Here is a 19808-nt window from a genome sequence, read left to right on the forward strand (position 1 = left end):
GAGCGGCCGACGAAGGCGACCCGGCGGCCGTACTCCTGCGCCGCGTCGAGAATCTGCTGGATGCGGTGGACGTGACTGGCGAAGCTCGCCACGATGATCCGCTTGCGGGCACCGGCGAAGACCTGGCGCAGCACATTGGAGATGTCGCGCTCGTGCGGCGTGAACCCCGGGACCTCGGCGTTGGTGGAGTCTGCGAGCAGCAGGTCGATGCCTTCTTCGCTCAGCCGGGCGAACGCGTGCAGGTCGGTCAGCCGGTTGTCCAGCGGCAGCTGGTCCATCTTGAAGTCGCCCGTGTGGACCACCATGCCGGCGGGAGTGCGGATGGCGACCGCTAGGGCGTCCGGGATGGAGTGGTTGACCGCGACGAACTCGCAGTCGAAGGGGCCGATGCGCTCGCGCCGGCCCTCGGCGACCTCGAGGGTGTACGGACGGATGCGGTGCTCCTGAAGCTTCGCCTCGATGAGGGCGAGCGTCAGCTTGGAGCCGATGAGCGGGATGTCTGGCTTCTCGCGCAGCAGGAAGGGGACGCCGCCGATGTGGTCCTCGTGACCATGGGTCAGGACGATGCCCTCGACATCGTCGAGACGGTCTCGGATCGACGAGAAGTCCGGCAGGATCAGGTCGATTCCGGGCTGCTCCTCCTCGGGGAAGAGCACTCCGCAGTCGACGATCAGCAGGCGGCCGCCGTACTCGAAGACCGTCATGTTCCGGCCGATCTCGCCGAGACCGCCGAGCGGGGTGACCCGCAGGCCGCCTTCGGGGAGTGGCGGGGGCGAGCCGAGTTCAGGGTGCGGATGACTCAAAAGACTCTCCTCACCATGCACGCCACGTACCTGTGGGGCACGCGGCGCGCATGACGTTCGTGCAAAAGCAGTTGTCAATGTGGGGTGCAGGCACCTTCGTCCTGCCTATTCAGTTGTGAAGTCTTTGTCAGAGCTGTACCCCGCCGGCAGCAAGATCGATCTTGAGCTGGGCGGTCTCCTCGGATGAGAGCTCGACCATGGGCGAGCGCAGCGGTCCGGCGGGCAGGCCCTGGAGGGCGAGCGCGGCCTTGGTGGTCATGACGCCCTGGGTGCGGAACATGCCGGTGAAGACCGGCAGCAGCTTCTGGTGGATCTCCAGCGCCTTCTGGACGTCACCGCTCACGTAGGCCTCGACCATGGCCCGCAGCTCGGGCGTGACGATGTGGCCGACCACCGAGACGAAGCCGACCGCACCCACGGAGAGCAGGGGCAGGTTGAGCATGTCGTCGCCGGAGTACCAGGCGAGGCCGGACTGGGCGATGGCCCAGCTGGCGCGGCCGAGGTCGCCCTTGGCGTCCTTGTTGGCGACGATCCGCGGGTGCTCGGCCAGCCGGACGAGGGTCTCGGTGTTGATCGGGACGCCGCTGCGGCCGGGGATGTCATAGAGCATGACCGGGAGGTCGGTGGCGTCGGCGATGGCCGTGAAGTGCCGGTACAGGCCCTCCTGCGGGGGCTTGTTGTAGTACGGCGTGACGGTCAGCAGACCGTGCGCGCCGGCCTGCTGCGCCGCACGCGCCAGCTCGATGCTGTGGTGGGTGTCGTTGGTTCCGACGCCGGCGACGACATGGGCGCGGTCGCCGACGGCCTCCAGCACGGCTCGTACGAGATCCGATTTCTCCGCGTCACTCGTGGTGGGCGACTCACCCGTGGTGCCGTTGATGATCAGGCCGTCGTTGCCTGCATCCACCAGGTGGGTGGCGAGCCGCTGCGCGCCGTCGAGGTCGAGTGCGCCGTCCGCCGTGAAGGGCGTGACCATGGCGGTGAGGATCCGCCCGAAGGGGATCTGCGGAGTGGAGGTCGGAGCCATGGGTACACGCTACTCGCTGCCCCGCGCGGGGTCTGCCCTTGGGTGGGCCGAAAAAGTCCTGACATATGCGGAGCCCGGCACTGCCTGCTCGGGGGTTCAAGCAGTGCCGGGTCCGTTTGATCAGGCTAGATGAACTACTCGAAATGCCGCAATACGGACACTTCGCTCGGCTGACCGCACATCTGTGCCCGACGGGGGAATGAGGAGCGCGTTACGGGGCCACGCGCCCGTTGTCGTTGAAGGCGGCGTGGGTGAGCGGCATGAGCCTGGACCACTCCGCCTCCATCTTCTCGCCGACCATCTCGATCTCCCGCTGCGGGAAAGAAGGCACCTTGGCCAGCTCGTGCTGGGTGCGCAGGCCGAGGAAGTGCATCAGCGAGCGGGCGTTGCAGGTCGCGTACATCGACGAGAAAAGTCCGACCGGCAGGACCGAGCGGGCGACCTCGCGGGCGACTCCGGCGGCGAGCATCTCCTGATACGCCTCGTACGCCTGCACGTACGAGTCCTCCATGACCCGTCCGACCAGTTCCTGCTGGGCCTGGGTGCCCTCGACGAACCGGTACTTGCCCGGGCGGCCCTCCTGTACCAGCTTGCGGGACTCGGCGGGGACGTAGAAGACCGGCTGGAGCTCGCGGTAGCGCCCGCTCTCCTCGTTGTACGACCAGCCCACCCGGTGCCGCATGAACTCGCGGAAGACGAAGATCGGGGCGCTGATGAAGAAGGTCATCGAGTTGTGCTCGAAGGGGCTGCCGTGCCGGTCCCGCATCAGGTAGTTGATCAGGCCCTTGGAGCGCTCCGGGTCCTTCTTCAGCTCGTCCAGGGACTGCTCACCGGCGGTGGAGACGCGGGCGGCCCACAGCACGTCGGAGTCGGCCGCGCTGTGCTTGACCAGCTCGACGGTGACGTCGCTGCGGAAGCTGGGCTTGAGGTCGTCGGCGGGGGTGTCGGTCACGGTGTGGAGAGTCCTTCCCATCACAAGCTCGGGCGGCGCCCACTCTACGGCCCGGCACTGACAACGGGGCGTTCGGTACCGGTCCGCGACATTCGCCGCCGAACTTCTGCGAATTTGGCGAAAGGGGGCACCTTTCCCGCCGTTCGCGCGTCTGTGTTGGTGACGGCGATCCGTTCACGTCACCCCGTCTTCACATCCCGGACCCCCGGTCCTGCCATCCCAGAGGAGAAGCGCTCCCCATGTCCCGTCGGCGCGAGCCCGTACCGTTCGCCTTCCTCGCCGAAGCCGACTCGTTCCGCAGCAATGTCGCTCCCCCGCCCGGCGAGCGTGCCTCGGCCGGTCAGCTGGCCGGCCGCTGGCTCCTGGGACTCACCGTCGTCGCCGGGCTCGTCGGCGCCCTGGTCATAGGAATGCCGGCCATGTCACAGCCGTCGCCCGCCGCGACACAGCACTCCGAGGCCTCCACCGGGCGGTGACGCCTCAGGTCGCCCGCGCGGCCCACAGGCACCGCACTTGGACCCCCAAGGGTGGTGGGCGTGGACACGTCTCGATAGCCTCACCGGGCACAGCCCTATGGACCGAGTGAGGATCAGCCGTGCCCCTGCCCTTCCTGACGGCCGACCGTGCTTCCGAACAGGCCGCTGACGACCTCCCGCTGCCGTACGACAACCGCGACCGCTGGCGGCGCCCCTACCGTCCCGGCCCCTGGCGGGTCGGTGCGGCCGCGCTGCTGCTGCTGCTCGCCTCGTACGTGCTCTTCGCGGCCGTCATCATCGGGCTCACCGGCACGCCCTCCGGCGCCGGCACGGTGCTCGGCATCGGCATAGTCGTCATAGCCGCCGCCCTGCGCCTGCTGCGGATGGGCGTCTGGGTGAGCGCACGTGGACTGCGCCGGGTGGGCTTCTTCGCGACGAGCACGGTGCCCTGGGAGCGGGTCGTCGCGGTGCGGACGGTGCAGCAGCCGGTGCGGTGGCTCGGGCTGCCGCGCACCGTTCAGGGGCAGGCTCTCGTCCTCGTACGCAGGGGCCGTGCGCCTGAGGACATGCCGCCGCTGCTCACCACGCACGGCGCCGACTTCCTGGCGCGTCCGCAGGCCTTCGACCGGGCGGCGGACACGGTCGAGGCGTGGGCCGCGGAGTACCACCGGGGCTGAGGCGATACGACGACGAAGGGCCGGCCCGCGGCGTGCGGGCCGGCCCTTCGTCGTGCATGACGGCTCGGGCGTCTTGTCGCCCGGCCCAGGATCTGCGCACGGCCTCCGTCGGCTCGCACGCACGGCACCCCCTGCCGGCGCGGGCCCGCCGGGGCGCCGCACCGCTCAGGCCTGGACCGTCCTGCCCTCGCGCAGGGCGATCGCCCGCTGCATCGCCTTGCGGGCGCGGGGCGTGTCACGGGCGTCGTGGTAGGCGATCGCCAGCCGGAACCAGCTGCGCCAGTCGTCCGGGGCCGCCTCCGTCTCCGCCTTGCGCCGGGCGAAGACCTCGTCGGCGGAGTCGCGGTCGATCCGGCCGCTGGGGGTGCGCCTCAGCTCGTCGACGGGCAGCCCGCCCTCGGCGTCCAGCTCTGCGGCAAGCCGGTTGGCCTTGCGTACGAACTGGGTGTTCTTCCACAGGAACCAGACGCCGATGGCCGGCAGGATCAGCACCGCGACGCCGAAGGTCACGGTGACGAAGGTGCCGTTCTGGATCAGGAGCACACCGCGGCTGCCGACCAGGACGAAGTAGACGACCAGGACGGCGGCCGTGACGGCGTAGGTGATCTTGTCGCGCATCGACGGCTACTTCAGGTCGAGGAAGTGCTCGAGGCCGAAGGTCAGGCCCGGGGTGGTCACGACGCGGCGGACGCCGAGCAGGATGCCCGGCATGAAGCTGCTGTGGTGCAGCGAGTCGTGGCGGATGGTGAGGGTCTCGCCCTCACCGCCGAGCAGCACCTCCTGGTGGGCGAGCAGGCCGCGCAGGCGCACCGCGTGCACCGGGACGCCGCCGACGTTCGCCCCGCGGGCGCCGTCCAGGGCCGTCGCCGTGGCGTCGGGCTGCGGGGCGCTGCCGGCCTTCTCGCGGGCGGCGGCGATGAGCTGGGCGGTGCGCGTGGCGGTGCCGCTCGGGGCGTCCACCTTGTTCGGGTGGTGCAGCTCGATGACCTCGACGGACTCGAAGTACGGGGCGGCCACCTCGGCGAACTTCATGGTCAGCACGGCGCCGATGGAGAAGTTCGGCGCGATGAGGACGCCCGTCTGCGGGGACGGCACCAGCCAGTCCCTCAGCTGCGCGAGGCGCTCCTCGGTCCAGCCCGTCGTACCGACCACGGCGTGGATGCCGTGCCCGACGCAGAAGTCGAGGTTGCCCATCACCGACGCCGGGGTGGTCAGCTCCACCGCCACCTGGGCGCCGGTGTCCACGAGGGTCTCCAGCTTGTCGCCACTGCCGAGGGCGGCGACCAGCTCCATGTCCTCGGCGGCCTCGACGGCCCGGACCGCCTCCGAGCCGATCCGGCCCTTGGCGCCGAGGACCGCCACGCGCAGCTTGCTCATCTCTTTTGCTTCCTTATGGAGGGATTCAGGCGACGGCTACGGAGGGGTGTTCAGGCGACGGCTTCGCTCAGACGGGATGCCTGCTTGTCCTTGAGCGGGCCGATGACCGACAGGGAGGGCCGCTGCCCCAGGATGTCCTGGGCCACCGACCGGACGTCGTCCGGGGTGACAGAGGCTATCCGGGCCAGCATGTCGTCGACGGACATCTGGTCGCCCCAGCAGAGCTCGCTCTTGCCGATACGGTTCATCAACGCGCCCGTGTCCTCGAGTCCGAGGACCGTGGAGCCCCTCAGCTGGCCGATGGCGCGGGCGATCTCGTCGTCGGACAGACCGTGCTCGGCCACGTGGTCCAGTTCGTCGCGGCAGATCTTCAGCACATCGTGCACCTGGCTCGGCCGGCAGCCCGCGTACACACCGAACAGGCCGCAGTCGGCGAAGCCCGAGGTGTACGAGTAGACGCTGTAGGCGAGACCGCGCTTCTCGCGGACCTCCTGGAACAGGCGCGACGACATGCCGCCACCCAGGGCGGTGTTCAGCACGCCGAGCGCCCAGCGGCGGTCGTCGGTGCGGGCCAGGCCGGGCATGCCGAGGACGACGTGCGCCTGCTCGGTCTTGCGTCCCAGCAGCTCGACGCGGCCGGTCGTACGGATGGCGCGCCGGCCGTCGCGCGGGGCGATGGGGGCGGCGTCGGTCCGCATGAGGGCGCCCGCCTTCTCGAAGGCGGCACGCACCTGACGTACGACCTTGTTGTGGTCGATGTTGCCGGCGCACGCGACCACCAGGTGGGTGGGGTCGTAGTGCTTCTTGTAGAAGCGGCGGATGCGGTCCGCGGTCAGGGCGTTGACGGTGTCGACGGTGCCGAGGACCGGGCGGCCGAGCGCGTTGTCGCCGAACATGGTGTGCGCGAACAGGTCGTGCACACAGTCGCCCGGGTCGTCCTCCGTCATCGCGATCTCCTCGAGGATCGCGCCGCGCTCGACGTTGACGTCCTCCTCGAGGATCAGCGAGCCCGTGAGCATGTCGCAGACGACGTCTATGGCGAGCGGCAGGTCGGTGTCGAGCACGCGTGCGTAGTAGCACGTGTACTCCTTCGCCGTGAACGCGTTCATCTCGCCGCCGACCGCGTCGATCGCGGACGAGATGTCGAGGGCGTTCCTGCGCTGGGTGCCCTTGAAGAGCAGGTGTTCCAGGTAGTGCGTGGCACCGTTCAGGGCGGGCGTCTCGTCGCGCGAGCCGACGTGCGCCCAGATGCCGAAGGTGGCGGAGCGCACGGAGGGCAGGGTCTCGGTGACGACGCGCAGGCCTCCCGGGAGGGTGGTCTTGCGGACCGTGCCGATGCCGTTGGTGCCTTTGATCAGGGTTTGGGTACGGGCGACGGCCCGCGCCTCGGTTGAGGTGCGGGCCGTCGCCTTGAAGCCACGGGACGTCACTTGTCGGTGTCGTCCTTCGCCTCGTCGGCGTCGCCTTCGTCCTCACCCTCGATCACGGGGACGAGGGAGAGCTTGCCGCGGGAGTCGATCTCGGCGATCTCGACCTGGACCTTCTGGCCGATGCCGAGGACGTCCTCGACGTTCTCCACGCGCTTGCCGCCGGCCAGCTTGCGGATCTGCGAGATGTGCAGCAGACCGTCCTTGCCCGGGAGCAGCGAGACGAACGCGCCGAACGTGGTCGTCTTCACGACCGTGCCCAGGTAGCGCTCGCCGACCTCCGGCATGGTCGGGTTGGCGATGCCGTTGATCGTAGCGCGGGCGGCCTCGGCGGAGGGGCCGTCGGCGGCACCGATGTAGATCGTGCCGTCGTCCTCGATCGTGATCTCGGCGCCCGTGTCCTCCTGGATCTGGTTGATCATCTTGCCCTTGGGGCCGATGACCTCGCCGATCTTGTCGACCGGGATCTTGACGGTGATGATCCGCGGGGCGTGCGGGGACATCTCGTCGGGCCGGTCGATGGCCTCCATCATCACGTCGAGGATGTGGAGCCGGGCGTCACGGGCCTGCTTGAGGGCCGCGGCCAGGACGGAGGCCGGGATGCCGTCCAGCTTGGTGTCGAGCTGGAGAGCGGTCACGAACTCCTTGGTGCCGGCGACCTTGAAGTCCATGTCGCCGAAGGCGTCCTCGGCACCGAGGATGTCGGTCAGCGTCACATAGTGCGTCTCGCCCTCGATCTCCTGGGAGATCAGGCCCATGGCGATACCGGCGACCGGGGCCTTCAGCGGCACACCGGCGTTCAGCAGCGACATGGTGGAGGCGCAGACCGAGCCCATGGACGTCGAGCCGTTGGAACCGAGGGCCTCGGAGACCTGGCGGATCGCGTAGGGGAAGTCCTCACGCGCGGGCAGGACCGGGACCAGGGCCCGCTCGGCGAGGGCGCCGTGGCCGATCTCGCGGCGCTTCGGGGAGCCGACACGGCCGGTCTCACCGGTGGAGTACGGCGGGAAGTTGTAGTTGTGCATGTAGCGCTTGCGGGTCACCGGCGAGAGGGTGTCCAGCTGCTGCTCCATGCGCAGCATGTTGAGGGTGGTGACGCCCAGGATCTGGGTCTCGCCACGCTCGAACAGGGCCGAACCGTGGACCCGCGGGATGGCCTCGACCTCGGCGGCGAGCGTACGGATGTCCGTCACGCCACGGCCGTCGATGCGCTTCTTCTCCTTGATGACGCGCTCGCGGACCAGGGTCTTGGTCAGCGAGCGGTACGCCGCGGAGATCTCCTTCTCACGGCCCTCGAACTCCGGCAGGAGCTTCTCGGCGGCGAGCTGCTTGACGCGGTCCAGCTCGGCCTCGCGCTCCTGCTTGCCGGCGATGGTGAGCGCCTGGGCCAGCTCGGGGCGGACGGCGGCGCTCAGCGCCTCCAGCACGTCGTCCTGGTAGTCATGGAAGATCGGGAACTCGGCGGTCGGCTTGGCGGCCTTCGCGGCGAGGTCCGCCTGGGCCTTGCACAGCACCTTGATGAACGGCTTGGCGGCCTCCAGACCGGCGGCGACGACCTCCTCGGTCGGCGCCTCGGCTCCGCCCGTAACCAGCTGGATGGTCTTGTCGGTGGCCTCGGCCTCGACCATCATGATCGCCACGTCGCCGTCCTCCAGGGCGCGGCCGGCGACCACCATGTCGAAGACGGCGTCCTCGAGCTCGGTGTGCGTCGGGAAGGCGACCCACTGGCCGTTGATCAGCGCGACACGGACGCCGCCGATCGGGCCGGAGAAGGGCAGGCCGGCCAGCTGCGTGGACGCGGACGCGGCGTTGATCGCCACGACGTCGTACAGGTGGTCGGGGTTGAGCGCCATGATCGTGGCGACGACCTGGATCTCGTTGCGCAGGCCCTTCTTGAAGGACGGGCGCAGCGGGCGGTCGATGAGACGGCAGGTGAGGATGGCGTCCTCGGACGGACGGCCCTCACGGCGGAAGAAGGAGCCGGGGATCTTGCCGGCTGCGTACATCCGCTCCTCGACGTCGACCGTCAGCGGGAAGAAGTCGAGCTGGTCCTTGGGGCTCTTGGACGCGGTGGTGGCCGACAGCACCATGGTGTCGTCGTCCAGGTACGCGACGGCGGAGCCGGCGGCCTGCTTGGCCAGGCGGCCCGTCTCGAAGCGGATCGTACGGGTGCCGAAGGAGCCGTTGTCGATGACGGCCTCGGCGTAGTGGGTCTCGTTCTCCACTAGCGTTTTCTCCTCGTCTTCGTCCTTCGCTGCCCGTGTGGCAGGGGGACGGTGGCGGAGAAGCGCCCTTCTGGTGCGGGCCGGTCTTCGATCGAAGCACCCGGGGCTCACGTCCCCCCGGGGGCCACTACCGAGGACCGGCGGCGGCGAGGTGCGCTTCTCCTCGTTCGGTGTGTGCCTCACGCCCGGTGGGCCCGGACGTTCCTCACACTGCGTCGTTCGTATTGCGTTGGCGTTGTGCTACCACACTACAAAGCGGTGGTGACAGTCCGCACGTACAGCAAAGGGAGCGGCCCCCGTCTTATGGGAACCGCTCCCTTCACGGCGTCTTACTTGGCGCCCGCCGCACCGCGGCGGATGCCGAGGCGGTCGACCAGCGTACGGAAGCGCTGGATGTCCTTCTTGGCCAGGTACTGCAGCAGGCGGCGGCGCTGACCGACCAGGATCAGCAGACCACGGCGGGAGTGGTGGTCGTGCTTGTGGGTCTTGAGGTGCTCGGTCAGGTCCGAGATGCGACGGGACAGCATGGCGACCTGGACCTCGGGAGAGCCGGTGTCGCCCTCCTTGGTACCGAACTCGGACATGATCTGCTTCTTCGTAGCGGCGTCGAGCGACACGCGTACTCCTCGTAGTCTTCTGATGGCTTCCGAGTGCCCCTGGTCTGCATCTCAGGGGAGCTTCCGTGACTCGGGAGGCGGGGATCCGCCGGGGCGCGGCCTCCAGATCCCTGGGAAACCCTTGGTGGGTCGGCTCGGGGTCCGGGGGTGCGTACACGAACGGTCGTCACACAGGGTACCAGCAGGCGGACGCCGCCCTTACCACGATCCCCGAACCGCCCGGCCGGTACCCGGGCGGCCACTAGGGTGAGCCACTGGATCATCCGCACGCCGGGGAAGGGGTCGCTTCGCCATGACGGAAGAAGTGAACGAGGACGTCAAGGCGCGCAAGGAGCGGGAGCGAGACGAGCTCTACTCCCTCGACATCTCGAGCGTCCAGTGGCACAGCGCGCCGGGTACCGAAGAGCAGGAGGAGCGGGTCGAGATCGCCTACCTGCCCGGCGGCGCCGTGGCGATGCGCTCGTCACTCGACCCCGAGACGGTACTCCGGTACACGGAAGCCGAGTGGCAGGCGTTCGTGCTGGGGGCGCGGGACGGGGAGTTCGACCTGGAGGCGGGAGGGCCTGGCGGGGTGGTTGGGGCGGAGTGAGCGGGGGAGGCCCGGTTTCTGCCCCGGCCCCCGCCGAGCGGGAGCGGGCAGGGGCGCCTCCCCTGTGACGCCGAAGCCCACATCCGCACACGCTTCGGCCCGAGGTCGGTCATCGCCGTAGCCGGAGCCGTGGAGCCCGGCTCTGCACTGGCCATCGCACGCGCCGTCGCGGACACGTCGAAGACGGCCAGGGTCAGCGGGATCAGCGTGAGCAGGACGAAGCCCTCGGCGATCTCCAGAAAGCGGCCCAGAAGGGGGTGACCCCGCCCCTCAGCAGAATCAGCCCGAGCGCCGGGACCACGGCGGACGCGGCTCCGATCACGGCGGTCAGCCAGATGGTGCGGAGGTCCAGGGCCGTGCCGTCCCCGGTCAGCGCCTCGCTCATCAGGGTCTGACGGGGGCGGGTACCGGGTCACGGTGCTGAACGAGGAGAAGCTGACCGCCGCTGTCGCCACCTCCGTCTGTGCCAACCCTCTGGTGACCGCCGAGTCCGGAAGAGCCGATGTCCCGCCGCGGCGGACCGAGGAGTCCGGCCGGAGCCGGCGCTGCGACAACCGGCGGCACACGACGTACTGGATCCGGCGTTGGCCCCAACCCGGCGGCTCGGGAACCTCGTTGCACCAGCTGGTCGCACTTCTCACCGCGGTTCCGGCGTCGGCCGCCACGTTCAGTCTCACCCTGGGGCGCGGGAAGCGGCAGGAGGTGTCGCTCGTCGGTCCTCTGCGGGTGACCGGACGCAGCGACGACGAACTGGTCGCGGCGCGACGCTCGTTGGAGCACGCTGTCCGGCGGGCGGGCGCGGGGTCGGCCGGCTCGACGGCGAGCAGCTGCCCGACATGCTCGCCAGGGACGACGGTGTCGTCCCCGGCGTGGACGGTGAGAGCCAGTCCGCCGTGCCGGCCTCAACCGGCCCACCCCTCAGTCCGGTCGCACCGCAGCTCGTGCGACAGGCACGGCTCGTCGGCATCCAGCGGGTTTCCCCGGACGAGGCGGAAGTGATAGGCCGCACGACGGGCGCTCCCCCGGACGGACGACGACGCGCTGCCCACTCTGCAAGACGGGCGCCGAGACCGGATTGTTGGGTACGCCACGAAGAATGGACTGAGTTGTGACGGCCTTCGGTTGCGGGGGCGCAACAACAGTCTGGCATGCGGTAGTTACGACCGGTTCGCGCCCTGCTTTCGTCCGGTTTTGTTCGTCACTGACCTCCAGGTTGTAAATGCCCTTCGCCTGTACGCGGGTCACAGATGGTCAGGGTGTGACGCCACGGGAGGAGGTGCGGCCGATGACGGGCCTGCCGTGGGGGCGCCCCTGGTGATTAGGCTGGGTCGGGGCGCCCCACCAGAACCTGTGGCGGGCCGCCGGCGCCCCGGGGAATTGCCGGGCGGAATCGGACGGCGTCGGACGACTCCGCACAAAGAGCGGTCGCCCCAGCACGACAAGGGTGCTCGACCACACCAGGAGGAACTGTGAACAGCGATCGGGACGGGATCCGCGGGGGCTGGGCTTCACCCGACGATGACCAGTCCGACGCCGAGTCCGCCGTTGAGATGACGGGCGAGTTCACCATCGACTACGCGCCCCCCGCCTGGTACACGCAGAACGCGTCCGGGGGGTCGGCGGACACGTCGGCGGCGGTCGAGGAACCGCAGGCTCCAGCGACTCCCCATGCGCCCGCCGCACCCGTTCCGCCCGTTCCTCAGGTTCTTCCCACCGCTCCGGTTCCGCCTGCGCAGGCGGCTGCTCCCGAGCCGGGTGTGCCTGCAGCTCCGGCCGTGAACCCGGTCCACGTGCAGAACGCCGCGTCCGGCGACGGATTCCCCGTGTGGACGCCGCCGACCGACGTGCCCACGGCCGGGCCCTCGAGTGGTGGGGACCCGGAGAGCGGCGACACGGTGAGGTTCTCGCCGACCGCGCTCAAGCATGAGTTCGACCAGCTGGCCGCCGCGAGCAAGGCGGCCGAGGGTGTCGGTTCCGATGCGACCGAGCCCGAGCGGCAGGGCGAAGCCGCCCAGGACAAGGGTGACTTCGAGCTGACCAAGCCCTCGGCGAACGCCCCCGCCGGGAGCACGCCGGGCTCCGGCGCCGGCGAGACGAGCGATGCTGCCGACGACGGTGACTCCGGGCCCGCTCCGGAGCCGGCAGGCGAGACCTCGGACGAACCGTCCGCTGACGCTGCGGCCTCCGGCGCGGCGACGAGCGAGCTCGCACCCGCGGCGCCCGTCGCCCCCGCGGCCGCCGACTCCGGCACCAGCGGCTCCCCCGCCTCGGACCACCCGGCCTCAGAGGCCACCGCCGAGGCCGACTCCGATTCCGACGCCGCCCCCGACGAGGCCGACTCCGGCCACTCCGCAACGGGGCCCGCCGGCCCCGCCGGCGTCACGCCCACCGCCTCCCAGGACGCCGACGCGGCCCGGGAGGCGTCCGGGCACGTACAGCCGCCGCAGGGCTGGACCCCGCCGCCGGTGCCGCAGAGCACGGTTCCGCCACTGCCGCCCGCCTACCAGCCGGCCGCACCCGGTCCGGCGGCGCAGTGGCCGGCCACGCACCAGCCCGCCCAAGCCGCCCAGGGGCAGGCCCTGCCGCAGCCGACGGTGCCGCCCCAGCAGCAGCCCGTCCCGTCGCAGGCATCGCAGCCCGCTCCCGCCGCCTGGAACCAGGCCCCGCCGAGCACGGGCGCCGACGCCCCGCCCGCGCAGCCCGGGTACGGATTCCCCCGGCCCGGAGTCCCGACTCCGCAGGCGCCCACCGCCTCCGCTGGACAGCCCGGTTACGGATTCCCGCAGCAGGGAGTACCGGCTCCGCCTGCCCCCAACGCCCCTGTCGCGCAGCCCGGTTACGGATTCCCGCAGCCGAACGCCCCGGTACCGCAGCAGGGCGGCTACGGATTCCCGCAGCCCGACGCGCACGCCCCGGCGCCGCAGCCGCCGGCTCAGTACCCCCAGACGCCGCAGCCGAACGCCACGGCCCCCGTACCGAACCCCGCCGCCCCCCAGGGGTACGGATTCCCACCGCAGTCCGGGCCCAACTCCCCGGCCGAGGCCGGTGGTTACGGCTTCCCGCAGCCGCCCGCCCAGCCGCAGCCCCCAGTCGACCCGCGCGCCGGTGCCGCCTGGCCGCAGCCCGTGCAGCATGACCAGCGGCAGCAGACCAACCCCGGTGTGGCGCCCCTGGGTTACACGGCGGCGGTGGAGCTGTCCTCCGACCGGCTGATCAACAAGAAGCAGAAGACGAAGAGCAGCCGTCCGGTCGGTGGCGGTGGTCTGTTCAAACTCGGCGGCAAGAAGGAGGAGGCCGAGCGGCAGCGGAAGCTGGACCTGATCCGTACGCCGGTTCTGTCGTGCTACCGGATCGCCGTCATCAGCCTCAAGGGCGGCGTCGGCAAGACGACCACGACCACCGCGCTCGGCTCCACGCTCGCCACCGAGCGGCAGGACAAGATCCTCGCGATCGACGCCAACCCGGACGCGGGCACGCTCGGCCGCCGGGTCCGCCGCGAGACCGGCGCCACCATCCGCGACCTGGTCCAGGCGATCCCGTACCTCAACTCGTACATGGACATCCGGCGGTTCACCTCGCAGGCCCCGTCCGGCCTGGAGATCATCGCCAACGACGTCGACCCGGCCGTGTCCACGGCCTTCAACGACGAGGACTACCGGCGCGCGATCGACGTACTGGGCAGGCAGTACCCGATCATCCTCACCGACTCCGGTACGGGCCTGCTGTACAGCGCCATGCGCGGGGTGCTCGACCTCGCCGACCAGCTCATCATCATCTCGACACCGTCCGTCGACGGTGCGAGCAGCGCCAGTACGACGCTGGACTGGCTGTCGGCGCACGGGTACGCGGACCTCGTCGCGCGTTCCATCACCGTCATCTCCGGGGTCCGCGAGACCGGCAAGATGATCAAGGTGGAGGACATCGTCTCGCACTTCGAGACGCGCTGCCGCGGAGTCGTGGTCGTGCCGTTCGACGAGCACCTGGCCGCGGGTGCGGAGGTCGACCTGGACATGATGCGGCCGAAGGTCCGGGAGGCGTACTTCACGCTGGCTGCGATGGTCGCCGAGGACTTCGCGCGCCACCAGCAGTCGCACGGCCTGTGGACGTCGGACGGCAACCCTCCCCCAGTTGCGGCACCGCCGCTGCCTGGTCAGATGCCCGGACAGTTCGTGCCCGGGCAGTACGCCCCGGGGCAGATCCCCGGACAGCCGGCGCCCGGCGGGATTCCCGGTCAGCAGGCCCCAGGACAGCAGATTCCGGGACAGCAGATGCCCGGTCAGATTCCCGGTCAGCAGATCCCGGGGCAGCACATCCCCAGGCAGTCCGCCCCCGGCCATCCCGCGCCTGGTCAGGCTCCCCAGCCGCCCCACACCGCCCAGCCGTACCCGCAGCCGGGCCCGGCCCCCTACCCGTACCAGGGCGCCGACGCCGGGCAGCCGCAGCAGCCGGATCAGGGCGCGCAGCCCCAGCCCGGCCCGCCGTACCCGCCGGCTCAGCAGCCCCACCCGCCGCAGTCGGGCCAGACCCCGCCTCCGCCGCCGCCCCAGCAGTAGCGGCCGGTCCCCGAGGCGGGGAAGCGACGGCAACGAAAACGGGGCGGCCCGTGTCTGAGACACGGGCCACCCCGGCGTTCAGGCACCGCCCCGGTGGTCACAGGAGCGCGTGGTGCACGTGGAGCGCGTCAGTCCGCGTCGTACGCCGCGATCAGAACCAGGCAGCGCTGCACGTCCTGCGCCATCTGCTCCAGAAGCCCTTCCAACGAGTCGAACCGGGCCTGGCCGCGGACGAACGCCAGGAAGTCGACCGCGACGTGCAGTCCGTACAGATCCAGCCCCACGCGGTCGATGGCGTACGCCTCCACCGTCCGCTCGGTGCCGTCGAACTGCGGGTTCGTACCGACGGAGATCGCGGCCGGCATCGCCTCGTCCCCGACGTGCAGCCAGCCGGCGTAGACGCCGTCGGCCGGGATCGCGGTGTGCGGCAGCGTCTCGACGTTGGCGGTCGGGAAGCCGAGGTCACGGCCGCGCTGGGCGCCTCGTACGACGACCCCCTCGACGCGGTGCGGGCGCCCGAGAATCTCGCGCGCCCCCTCGACGTCGCCCTCGGCGATCAGCCGCCGGGTCAGAGTGGAGGAGAAGGGCTGGCCGCCGCCCGCCTCACCGCTGACGTAGAGGTCCACCACCTCGACCTCGAAGTCGTACGTCTTGCCCTGCTCGGCCAGGAATTCCACGTTCCCCGCTGCCTTGTGGCCGAAGCGGAAGTTCGGGCCCTCGACCACGGCCTTGGCGTGCAGCTTGTCCACCAGGACCTTGACCACGAAGTCGGCGGGCGAGAGCCGCGAGAATTCCGTGGTGAAGGGCAGGATGAGGACCGCGTCCACACCCAGTTCGGCCATCAGTTCGGCACGACGGTGGTGCGCGGCGAGCAGCGGCGGGTGGCTGCCCGGGCGCACGACCTCGCTGGGGTGCGGGTCGAAGGTGACGACGACCGAGGGAACGCCCAGCTCCCGCGCGCGTTCCACGGCATGCCGGATGATCAGCTGGTGTCCGCGGTGGACTCCGTCGTAGGACCCGATGGTGACGACGCTGCGCCCCCAGTCCTGGGGGATGTCCTCCAAGCCACGCCAGCGCTGCACTGTGACCGCTCCTCGTCGAACCCATGTCCGTGTCTGCCTCGTACGCAGGTCTAAGGGTGCCATGCCGGGTGGCTTCGGCCAGCATCGGCATGGGCGCTGTGACAGTCGGCACGTGCCCCGCCGGGGTCAGTGCCCGGTGAGCCCGGCGCCCGCACCGGGGAAGGACGAGGGCCACAGCGGTCATACTCCGGACCGCACCGGTAGGGCCGGGACCTGCAGGCTCGCCAGGTTTTCGATCATGCGGCGGGTGTGCGGACCGACCAGGACGGCCCAGTCCGCCGGGTCGTCGGTCAGCCAGTGGGCGACGAGCCGGGCGAAGCCGGGGACGTGCCGGGCGAGGTCGAACAGTTCGCAGTCGAAGCGCGCGGCGCCCTCCGGGGTGCGGGCCAGGACCAGGCCCGTCCGGTGGATGGCATGGCGGGCATGCTCCTGTCCGCCCCGGTGCACACCGTCTGCCGCCGCGCGCAGGGCCGCGTCGAGGACCGCGGGGTCCCGCTCCTGGCCGAGCAGCAGGTCGAGCAGTTCGCGCCGCAGGGGGCGCGACTGTGCGCCGCCGGGCGCGGCCAGCACGCCGGCGAGCGCCGACCGCAGCTGTGGTGGGCCGCCGTCGAGCAGCCCGGCGACCAGCGGCAGCAGGAAGGCGCGGGCGGCGCGGTCACGGTCCAGACGCCCGCCGACATACGCCGCGACCTGGCTGCCCAGGTCCTCGGACTCGCCGGAGCGGGCGAGTCCCGCGTCCGTGTCAGGACGCCGCGTCACGGTCTCGCGTACGAGGACGGCGGCCGGGCCTGCGAGGGCGAGGGGCGCCGCATCGAGAAGGGTCCGCAGGGTCTGCCCGGCATCCGGCCCGCACCGCCGCAGCCGGGTGCGGAACGCGGCGAGCACCGGCTCCGGATGCCCGGCCAGGGCGGTGGCCAGGACGCTCGCGGGCAGTTGCGGATCACCGGCCGTGAACCGCGCGAGGGCCTGCGGAAGGTACCGGGCGCGGGTCAGCGGATCCTGTACGAGGAGGGCGAGGGCTCCGCCGTGCACGGTGCAGTCGGCGGGGCGGGCGAGCAGGACGAGCGCGGCATGGCGCAGCAGCTCGCGGTCCGTCTCGGCGCGCACGTGCGGGGCGGCGCGGAGCCCGTGGGCCACCGCGGCCGTCCGTCGCACGGGCCGCCCGTCGTGCGCCCACCGGTCCACGGCCCGGCAGATGGCGGACGGTTCCTCCTCGGCGAGCGCGGCGAGCAGTTCGTCGCCGCGCCGGTGACCGCTGTCGACGAGCGCCTCGGCCAGCTCGTCGAGGGCGGCGCGCCGGTGCGTGTGCAGCAGGGCCTGCGCTGCCGTGGCGACGGTGGCGTGCGGGGTGGCGGGAAGAGGGCGCTCGTCGTCGAACCAGCGGGTGAGGTGACGCGGCACGGAGACGGGATCCGCGGCAAGGAGTCGCGCTACGGCGTCCAGGTACCGGGGGACGCCGGGCCGGCGGCCGTCGGCGGGACTGCCCGCGTCATGTCCTGTGCCGTACGCCTCGGCCGGCCGCGCGGGCTCGTCCGCAGCGACCAGCCTCCTCAGCAGGTCGAAGCGTTCCGCCTCCGGCACCCGCAGTGCTTCCCAGAACCACGGCCCGAACTCGCTGGGAACGCTCCGCTGCTGAGCCCGCCAGCGCACGATTCGGTCGGCGGTCAGACGCAGGACGTACAGGTACGGCGTCGCGTCCGGCAGGCGCAGGAGGGTGCCGGCCAGGAGGTTGGTCGCGCACAGGGCGGCCTCGTCAGGCGGAGCGGCACGGAGCGGCAGCAGCGCGTCCAGAGCATGCGCCAGGTCCTCGAGGCGGAGGGCCAGCTCCGCGTCGCCTTCCTCGCGGGCCACCCGGAGCAGCGCCTGTACGACCGGGCCCACCCGGTGGCGTGACACGGGCAGGGTGCCGACCGGGGCGGGCTGCCCATGCACGGCACGCGCGCGGCGCCGGGCGGCCGCCGTCGCCGTCAGCGAAGACACGGGGTGCTCCCCCGCCCCCAGCGCGTGAGCGTGGACCAGAGCGTGCAGAGCGGCGTCCAGGTCGAGATACGTGCGCTGGAGCGAGTCGGCGGGTTCTTCGAGGGTGAGGTGATGGTCGCCGCCCGCGAGGGCGGGCGGCCCCTCGGCGAGTACGGCGGAGGCCCGACTTCCGGACCCTCCGAACTGGGGCGACGGCGCGACACCCGGGGCGAGGACGGACCCGCCGGTCGCGAGGGGCCGCAGACCCCGCGGGCAGGCCGGGCGAAGCACGGCTCCGGCCGGCTCACACCCGGCCTCGGTCCTCCGCCCGTCCCCGACCGAACGGCCCCAGGTCACCACCGGCGCGTCCGCCGGCAGCATCGGCCACTCGGAAGGAGCCCCCCGCACGCCCGCAGGCACACCCCGCACGTCCGAAGGCCGAACCGACACGTCCGCAGCCGCCCTCCGCACATCCACAAGCCGCGCCACCGCGTCCACGGGCACCACCAGCTCGTCCGCACGCGGTTCCCGGTGCTGCACAACCGGTTCCCGTCCCCACCGCCGACTCTCCGGCACCACAATCAGAGGAGATCCCCGGTGCAGCATCTCCCCGGGGAACGCCGCGGCCACCCGCTCCCAGTACTCCGCCCCGCACCCCACGACAAGTCGTGCCCCCGTCTCGCGCAGCCAACTGGCCGTGGCCGTCGCCCAGTCGGTGAACCGGGGGCCGGAGGCGGACGGCATCTGCCGCGGGGCGTCGAGGAGGAGCAGCAGCGGGCGCCCGGCGTCGCGTGCGACACGGGCCACACGCTCGAGACTTGGATGATCCGTCTCGCTCCCCTGGCCGGCCGGCCGGCAGCCGGCCGCCGTCACAAATCGTTCCGCCCGCTCCAGCGCCCGTCCGACCGCGTCAGCCAGGAGGTGTCCGTGCCCATGAGGTCCGTTCCGCGCAGCCGGATCACGGGGACCGGCTCCGGCGCCCGGGACTGCTGTGCGGCAAGGCAGTCGAGTGCCGTCGTACGCGCGCTACCGAGGGACCCGACGAGCCCGAGGACGGTGGCGCCGCCCTTCTCGAAGGCCGCGAACTCCCCGAGGACCACGGCGGATGAGAGGGATTCGACGTCGTCGTACCGGCCCTGCGCTCCCGCTGCCGTGAGTTCCAGGACGCCGGCGAGGTTGAGATCCGCCCCGTACGCAGGAACCGTTTCCGCGCTCCGGGCGAGCAGCCCCTCCAGCGGCCCACCAGGACCGCGCAGGGGCACCGCGAGGCCCGTCGCCCGGTGTTCCGTGCGCAGCACGGTGCCGAGCACGGCCAGTACGGCTCCGGTCGCCGCGTCGAGTACGGGCCCGCCGGCCGCGCCCCCGCCCACGCGGAGCGCCTCGGTACCAGCCGTGCCGATCGCCAGCTCCAGCGCGGCTTCGAGGGGATGGGAGCCGTCCGCGGCCCGGTAGGTGACGGCGGTCGTGCCGAGCACGCGTGCCTCACGCCAGCCGCCCGCGGCGATCCTTACGTATGTGCCGGTCCCGATGCGGTCCCGCGCCGTGACGGGGAGCGGGCGCAGATCGAGTCCCTCGGTGCGCACGAGGGCGAGTCCCGCGTGCGGCAGCGGGGTCACCTCATCGGCGCCCACCACGCAGACGCGCTGGTCCGGCGCTTCCAGGACCAGCCGGTCCGCTCCGTCCACGACCTCGTGACCGGTGATCACCGTGCCGTCGTGGTCTACGGCGAACCCGATGCCGCGCGGGCGTCCCACCAGGTCGTAGAACCGTGCGAGCGCGGGACCCGCTCCGCCCGCTCCACCGCTGCCGTCCCGTGTCCGAGAGCCCCGTACCGCCATGCTGGAACCTCCCCGCCGTACCTGGATCCGACGGTAGGCCGACGAAGATCAGCGGGACAGATGTCATGGTGAACGCGCCCCCTTCCGCTCCCTTGGTTCACTCCGAGCGCCTGCTCAATGGGGTGAATGGACGACAGGGGATGGATACACCTCTGTGGGGGGAACCGAGGGGGGACCCGTGGAGCGGCGGCTCGCATCCCCGTGCT

16 protein-coding genes and 1 pseudogene (1 of these 17 only partly in view) are annotated in these 19808 nt (G+C 71.4%); 5 read left to right on the plus strand and 12 right to left on the minus strand.

What is annotated here, in order from left to right:
• The 3 genes from ACQEXA_RS17730 to thyX all read right to left on the minus strand — a co-directional run.
• Positions 1-803, minus strand: partial view of a ribonuclease J gene (locus ACQEXA_RS17730; RefSeq protein ID WP_432933340.1) — the 5' portion only. It extends 883 nt beyond the left edge of the window; only the first 803 of its 1686 coding nucleotides appear in the window; the start codon lies at positions 801-803; its stop codon lies beyond the left edge, outside the window.
• 127 nt (positions 804-930) lie between these two features.
• Positions 931-1830, minus strand: a complete 900-nt coding sequence (gene dapA / locus ACQEXA_RS17735) for a 4-hydroxy-tetrahydrodipicolinate synthase (protein WP_432933338.1) — start codon at positions 1828-1830, stop codon at positions 931-933.
• Between the two features lie 211 nt (positions 1831-2041).
• Positions 2042-2782 carry an FAD-dependent thymidylate synthase gene (thyX, locus tag ACQEXA_RS17740; protein ID WP_359405710.1) on the minus strand — a complete coding sequence of 247 codons (741 nt, stop codon included), beginning with the start codon at positions 2780-2782 and terminating at the stop codon, positions 2042-2044.
• A 239-nt stretch (positions 2783-3021) separates the two neighbouring features.
• Between thyX and ACQEXA_RS17745 the strand changes: the two genes are divergently transcribed.
• The gene (locus ACQEXA_RS17745; protein WP_432933336.1) at positions 3022-3258 is read left to right on the plus strand and encodes a hypothetical protein; all 237 of its coding nucleotides are present in this window, start codon (positions 3022-3024) and stop codon (positions 3256-3258) included.
• A gap of 119 nt (positions 3259-3377) precedes the next feature.
• Entirely contained in the window at positions 3378-3935 is a 558-nt protein-coding gene (locus ACQEXA_RS17750) for a hypothetical protein (protein WP_432933334.1), read from the plus strand.
• Positions 3936-4100: 165 nt separating this feature from the next.
• Here the strand turns inward: ACQEXA_RS17750 and ACQEXA_RS17755 are convergent, their stop codons facing one another.
• The 5 genes from ACQEXA_RS17755 to rpsO form a co-directional block, all read right to left on the minus strand.
• A complete protein-coding gene (locus tag ACQEXA_RS17755; RefSeq protein WP_359405701.1) occupies positions 4101-4553 on the minus strand; it encodes a hypothetical protein in 453 nt (150 codons plus the stop codon).
• A 6-nt stretch (positions 4554-4559) separates the two neighbouring features.
• Complete coding sequence (gene dapB / locus ACQEXA_RS17760) at positions 4560-5312, minus strand: 4-hydroxy-tetrahydrodipicolinate reductase (RefSeq protein ID WP_432933332.1); 753 nt, start codon at positions 5310-5312, stop codon at positions 4560-4562.
• Positions 5313-5362: 50 nt separating this feature from the next.
• Positions 5363-6742 (minus strand): M16 family metallopeptidase, encoded by a 1380-nt coding sequence (locus tag ACQEXA_RS17765; protein WP_432933330.1) that lies wholly within the window; start codon positions 6740-6742, stop codon positions 5363-5365.
• On the minus strand, positions 6739-8964 hold the full coding sequence (locus ACQEXA_RS17770; RefSeq protein WP_432933328.1) for a polyribonucleotide nucleotidyltransferase: 2226 nt from the start codon (positions 8962-8964) through the stop codon (positions 6739-6741). The genes ACQEXA_RS17765 and ACQEXA_RS17770 overlap by 4 nt, the downstream gene beginning before the upstream one ends.
• Positions 8965-9293: 329 nt before the next feature.
• Positions 9294-9581 carry a 30S ribosomal protein S15 gene (gene rpsO, locus ACQEXA_RS17775; protein ID WP_138052768.1) on the minus strand — a complete coding sequence of 96 codons (288 nt, stop codon included), beginning with the start codon at positions 9579-9581 and terminating at the stop codon, positions 9294-9296.
• A gap of 292 nt (positions 9582-9873) precedes the next feature.
• On the opposite strand from rpsO, the gene ACQEXA_RS17780 reads away from it, so the two are divergent.
• Complete coding sequence (locus ACQEXA_RS17780; RefSeq protein ID WP_432933326.1) at positions 9874-10170, plus strand: DUF397 domain-containing protein; 297 nt, start codon at positions 9874-9876, stop codon at positions 10168-10170.
• Positions 10171-10316: 146 nt separating this feature from the next.
• Here the strand turns inward: ACQEXA_RS17780 and ACQEXA_RS17785 are convergent.
• A pseudogene (locus ACQEXA_RS17785) lies at positions 10317-10555 on the minus strand (type VII secretion integral membrane protein EccD); the annotation flags it as partial.
• Positions 10556-10587: 32 nt separating this feature from the next.
• Between ACQEXA_RS17785 and ACQEXA_RS17790 the strand changes: the two are divergent.
• Entirely contained in the window at positions 10588-11169 is a 582-nt protein-coding gene (locus tag ACQEXA_RS17790; protein ID WP_432933324.1) for a hypothetical protein, read from the plus strand.
• A 470-nt stretch (positions 11170-11639) separates the two neighbouring features.
• Positions 11640-14723 (plus strand): SCO5717 family growth-regulating ATPase, encoded by a 3084-nt coding sequence (locus ACQEXA_RS17795; RefSeq protein ID WP_432933322.1) that lies wholly within the window; start codon positions 11640-11642, stop codon positions 14721-14723.
• A gap of 128 nt (positions 14724-14851) precedes the next feature.
• Here ACQEXA_RS17795 and ACQEXA_RS17800 read toward each other — a convergent pair whose 3' ends face one another.
• The 3 genes from ACQEXA_RS17800 to ACQEXA_RS17810 form a co-directional block, all read right to left on the minus strand.
• Positions 14852-15805 carry a bifunctional riboflavin kinase/FAD synthetase gene (locus ACQEXA_RS17800; RefSeq protein ID WP_359405682.1) on the minus strand — a complete coding sequence of 318 codons (954 nt, stop codon included), beginning with the start codon at positions 15803-15805 and terminating at the stop codon, positions 14852-14854.
• Between the two features lie 180 nt (positions 15806-15985).
• Positions 15986-18571, minus strand: coding sequence for a hypothetical protein (locus tag ACQEXA_RS17805; RefSeq protein ID WP_432933320.1), 2586 nt, complete (start codon positions 18569-18571; stop codon positions 15986-15988).
• A gap of 62 nt (positions 18572-18633) precedes the next feature.
• Positions 18634-19602 carry a trypsin-like peptidase domain-containing protein gene (locus ACQEXA_RS17810; RefSeq protein ID WP_432933318.1) on the minus strand — a complete coding sequence of 323 codons (969 nt, stop codon included), beginning with the start codon at positions 19600-19602 and terminating at the stop codon, positions 18634-18636.
• Positions 19603-19808: the final 206 nt, after the last annotated feature.

The organism is Streptomyces sp. CA-106110 (assembly GCF_050936285.1).
GTDB lineage: Bacteria > Actinomycetota > Actinomycetes > Streptomycetales > Streptomycetaceae > Streptomyces.

Bases quoted from the DNA above. Each gene is read 5' to 3' on its own strand.
- dapA (WP_432933338.1), bottom strand. From the start codon at position 1,830: ATGGCTCCGACCTCCACTCCGCAGATCCCCTTCGGGCGGATCCTCACC.
- ACQEXA_RS17745 (WP_432933336.1), top strand. From the start codon at position 3,022: ATGTCCCGTCGGCGCGAGCCCGTACCGTTCGCCTTCCTCGCCGAAGCC.
- ACQEXA_RS17755 (WP_359405701.1), bottom strand. From the start codon at position 4,553: ATGCGCGACAAGATCACCTACGCCGTCACGGCCGCCGTCCTGGTCGTC.
- dapB (WP_432933332.1), bottom strand. From the start codon at position 5,312: ATGAGCAAGCTGCGCGTGGCGGTCCTCGGCGCCAAGGGCCGGATCGGC.
- ACQEXA_RS17780 (WP_432933326.1), top strand. From the start codon at position 9,874: ATGACGGAAGAAGTGAACGAGGACGTCAAGGCGCGCAAGGAGCGGGAG.
- ACQEXA_RS17810 (WP_432933318.1), bottom strand. From the start codon at position 19,602: ATGGCGGTACGGGGCTCTCGGACACGGGACGGCAGCGGTGGAGCGGGC.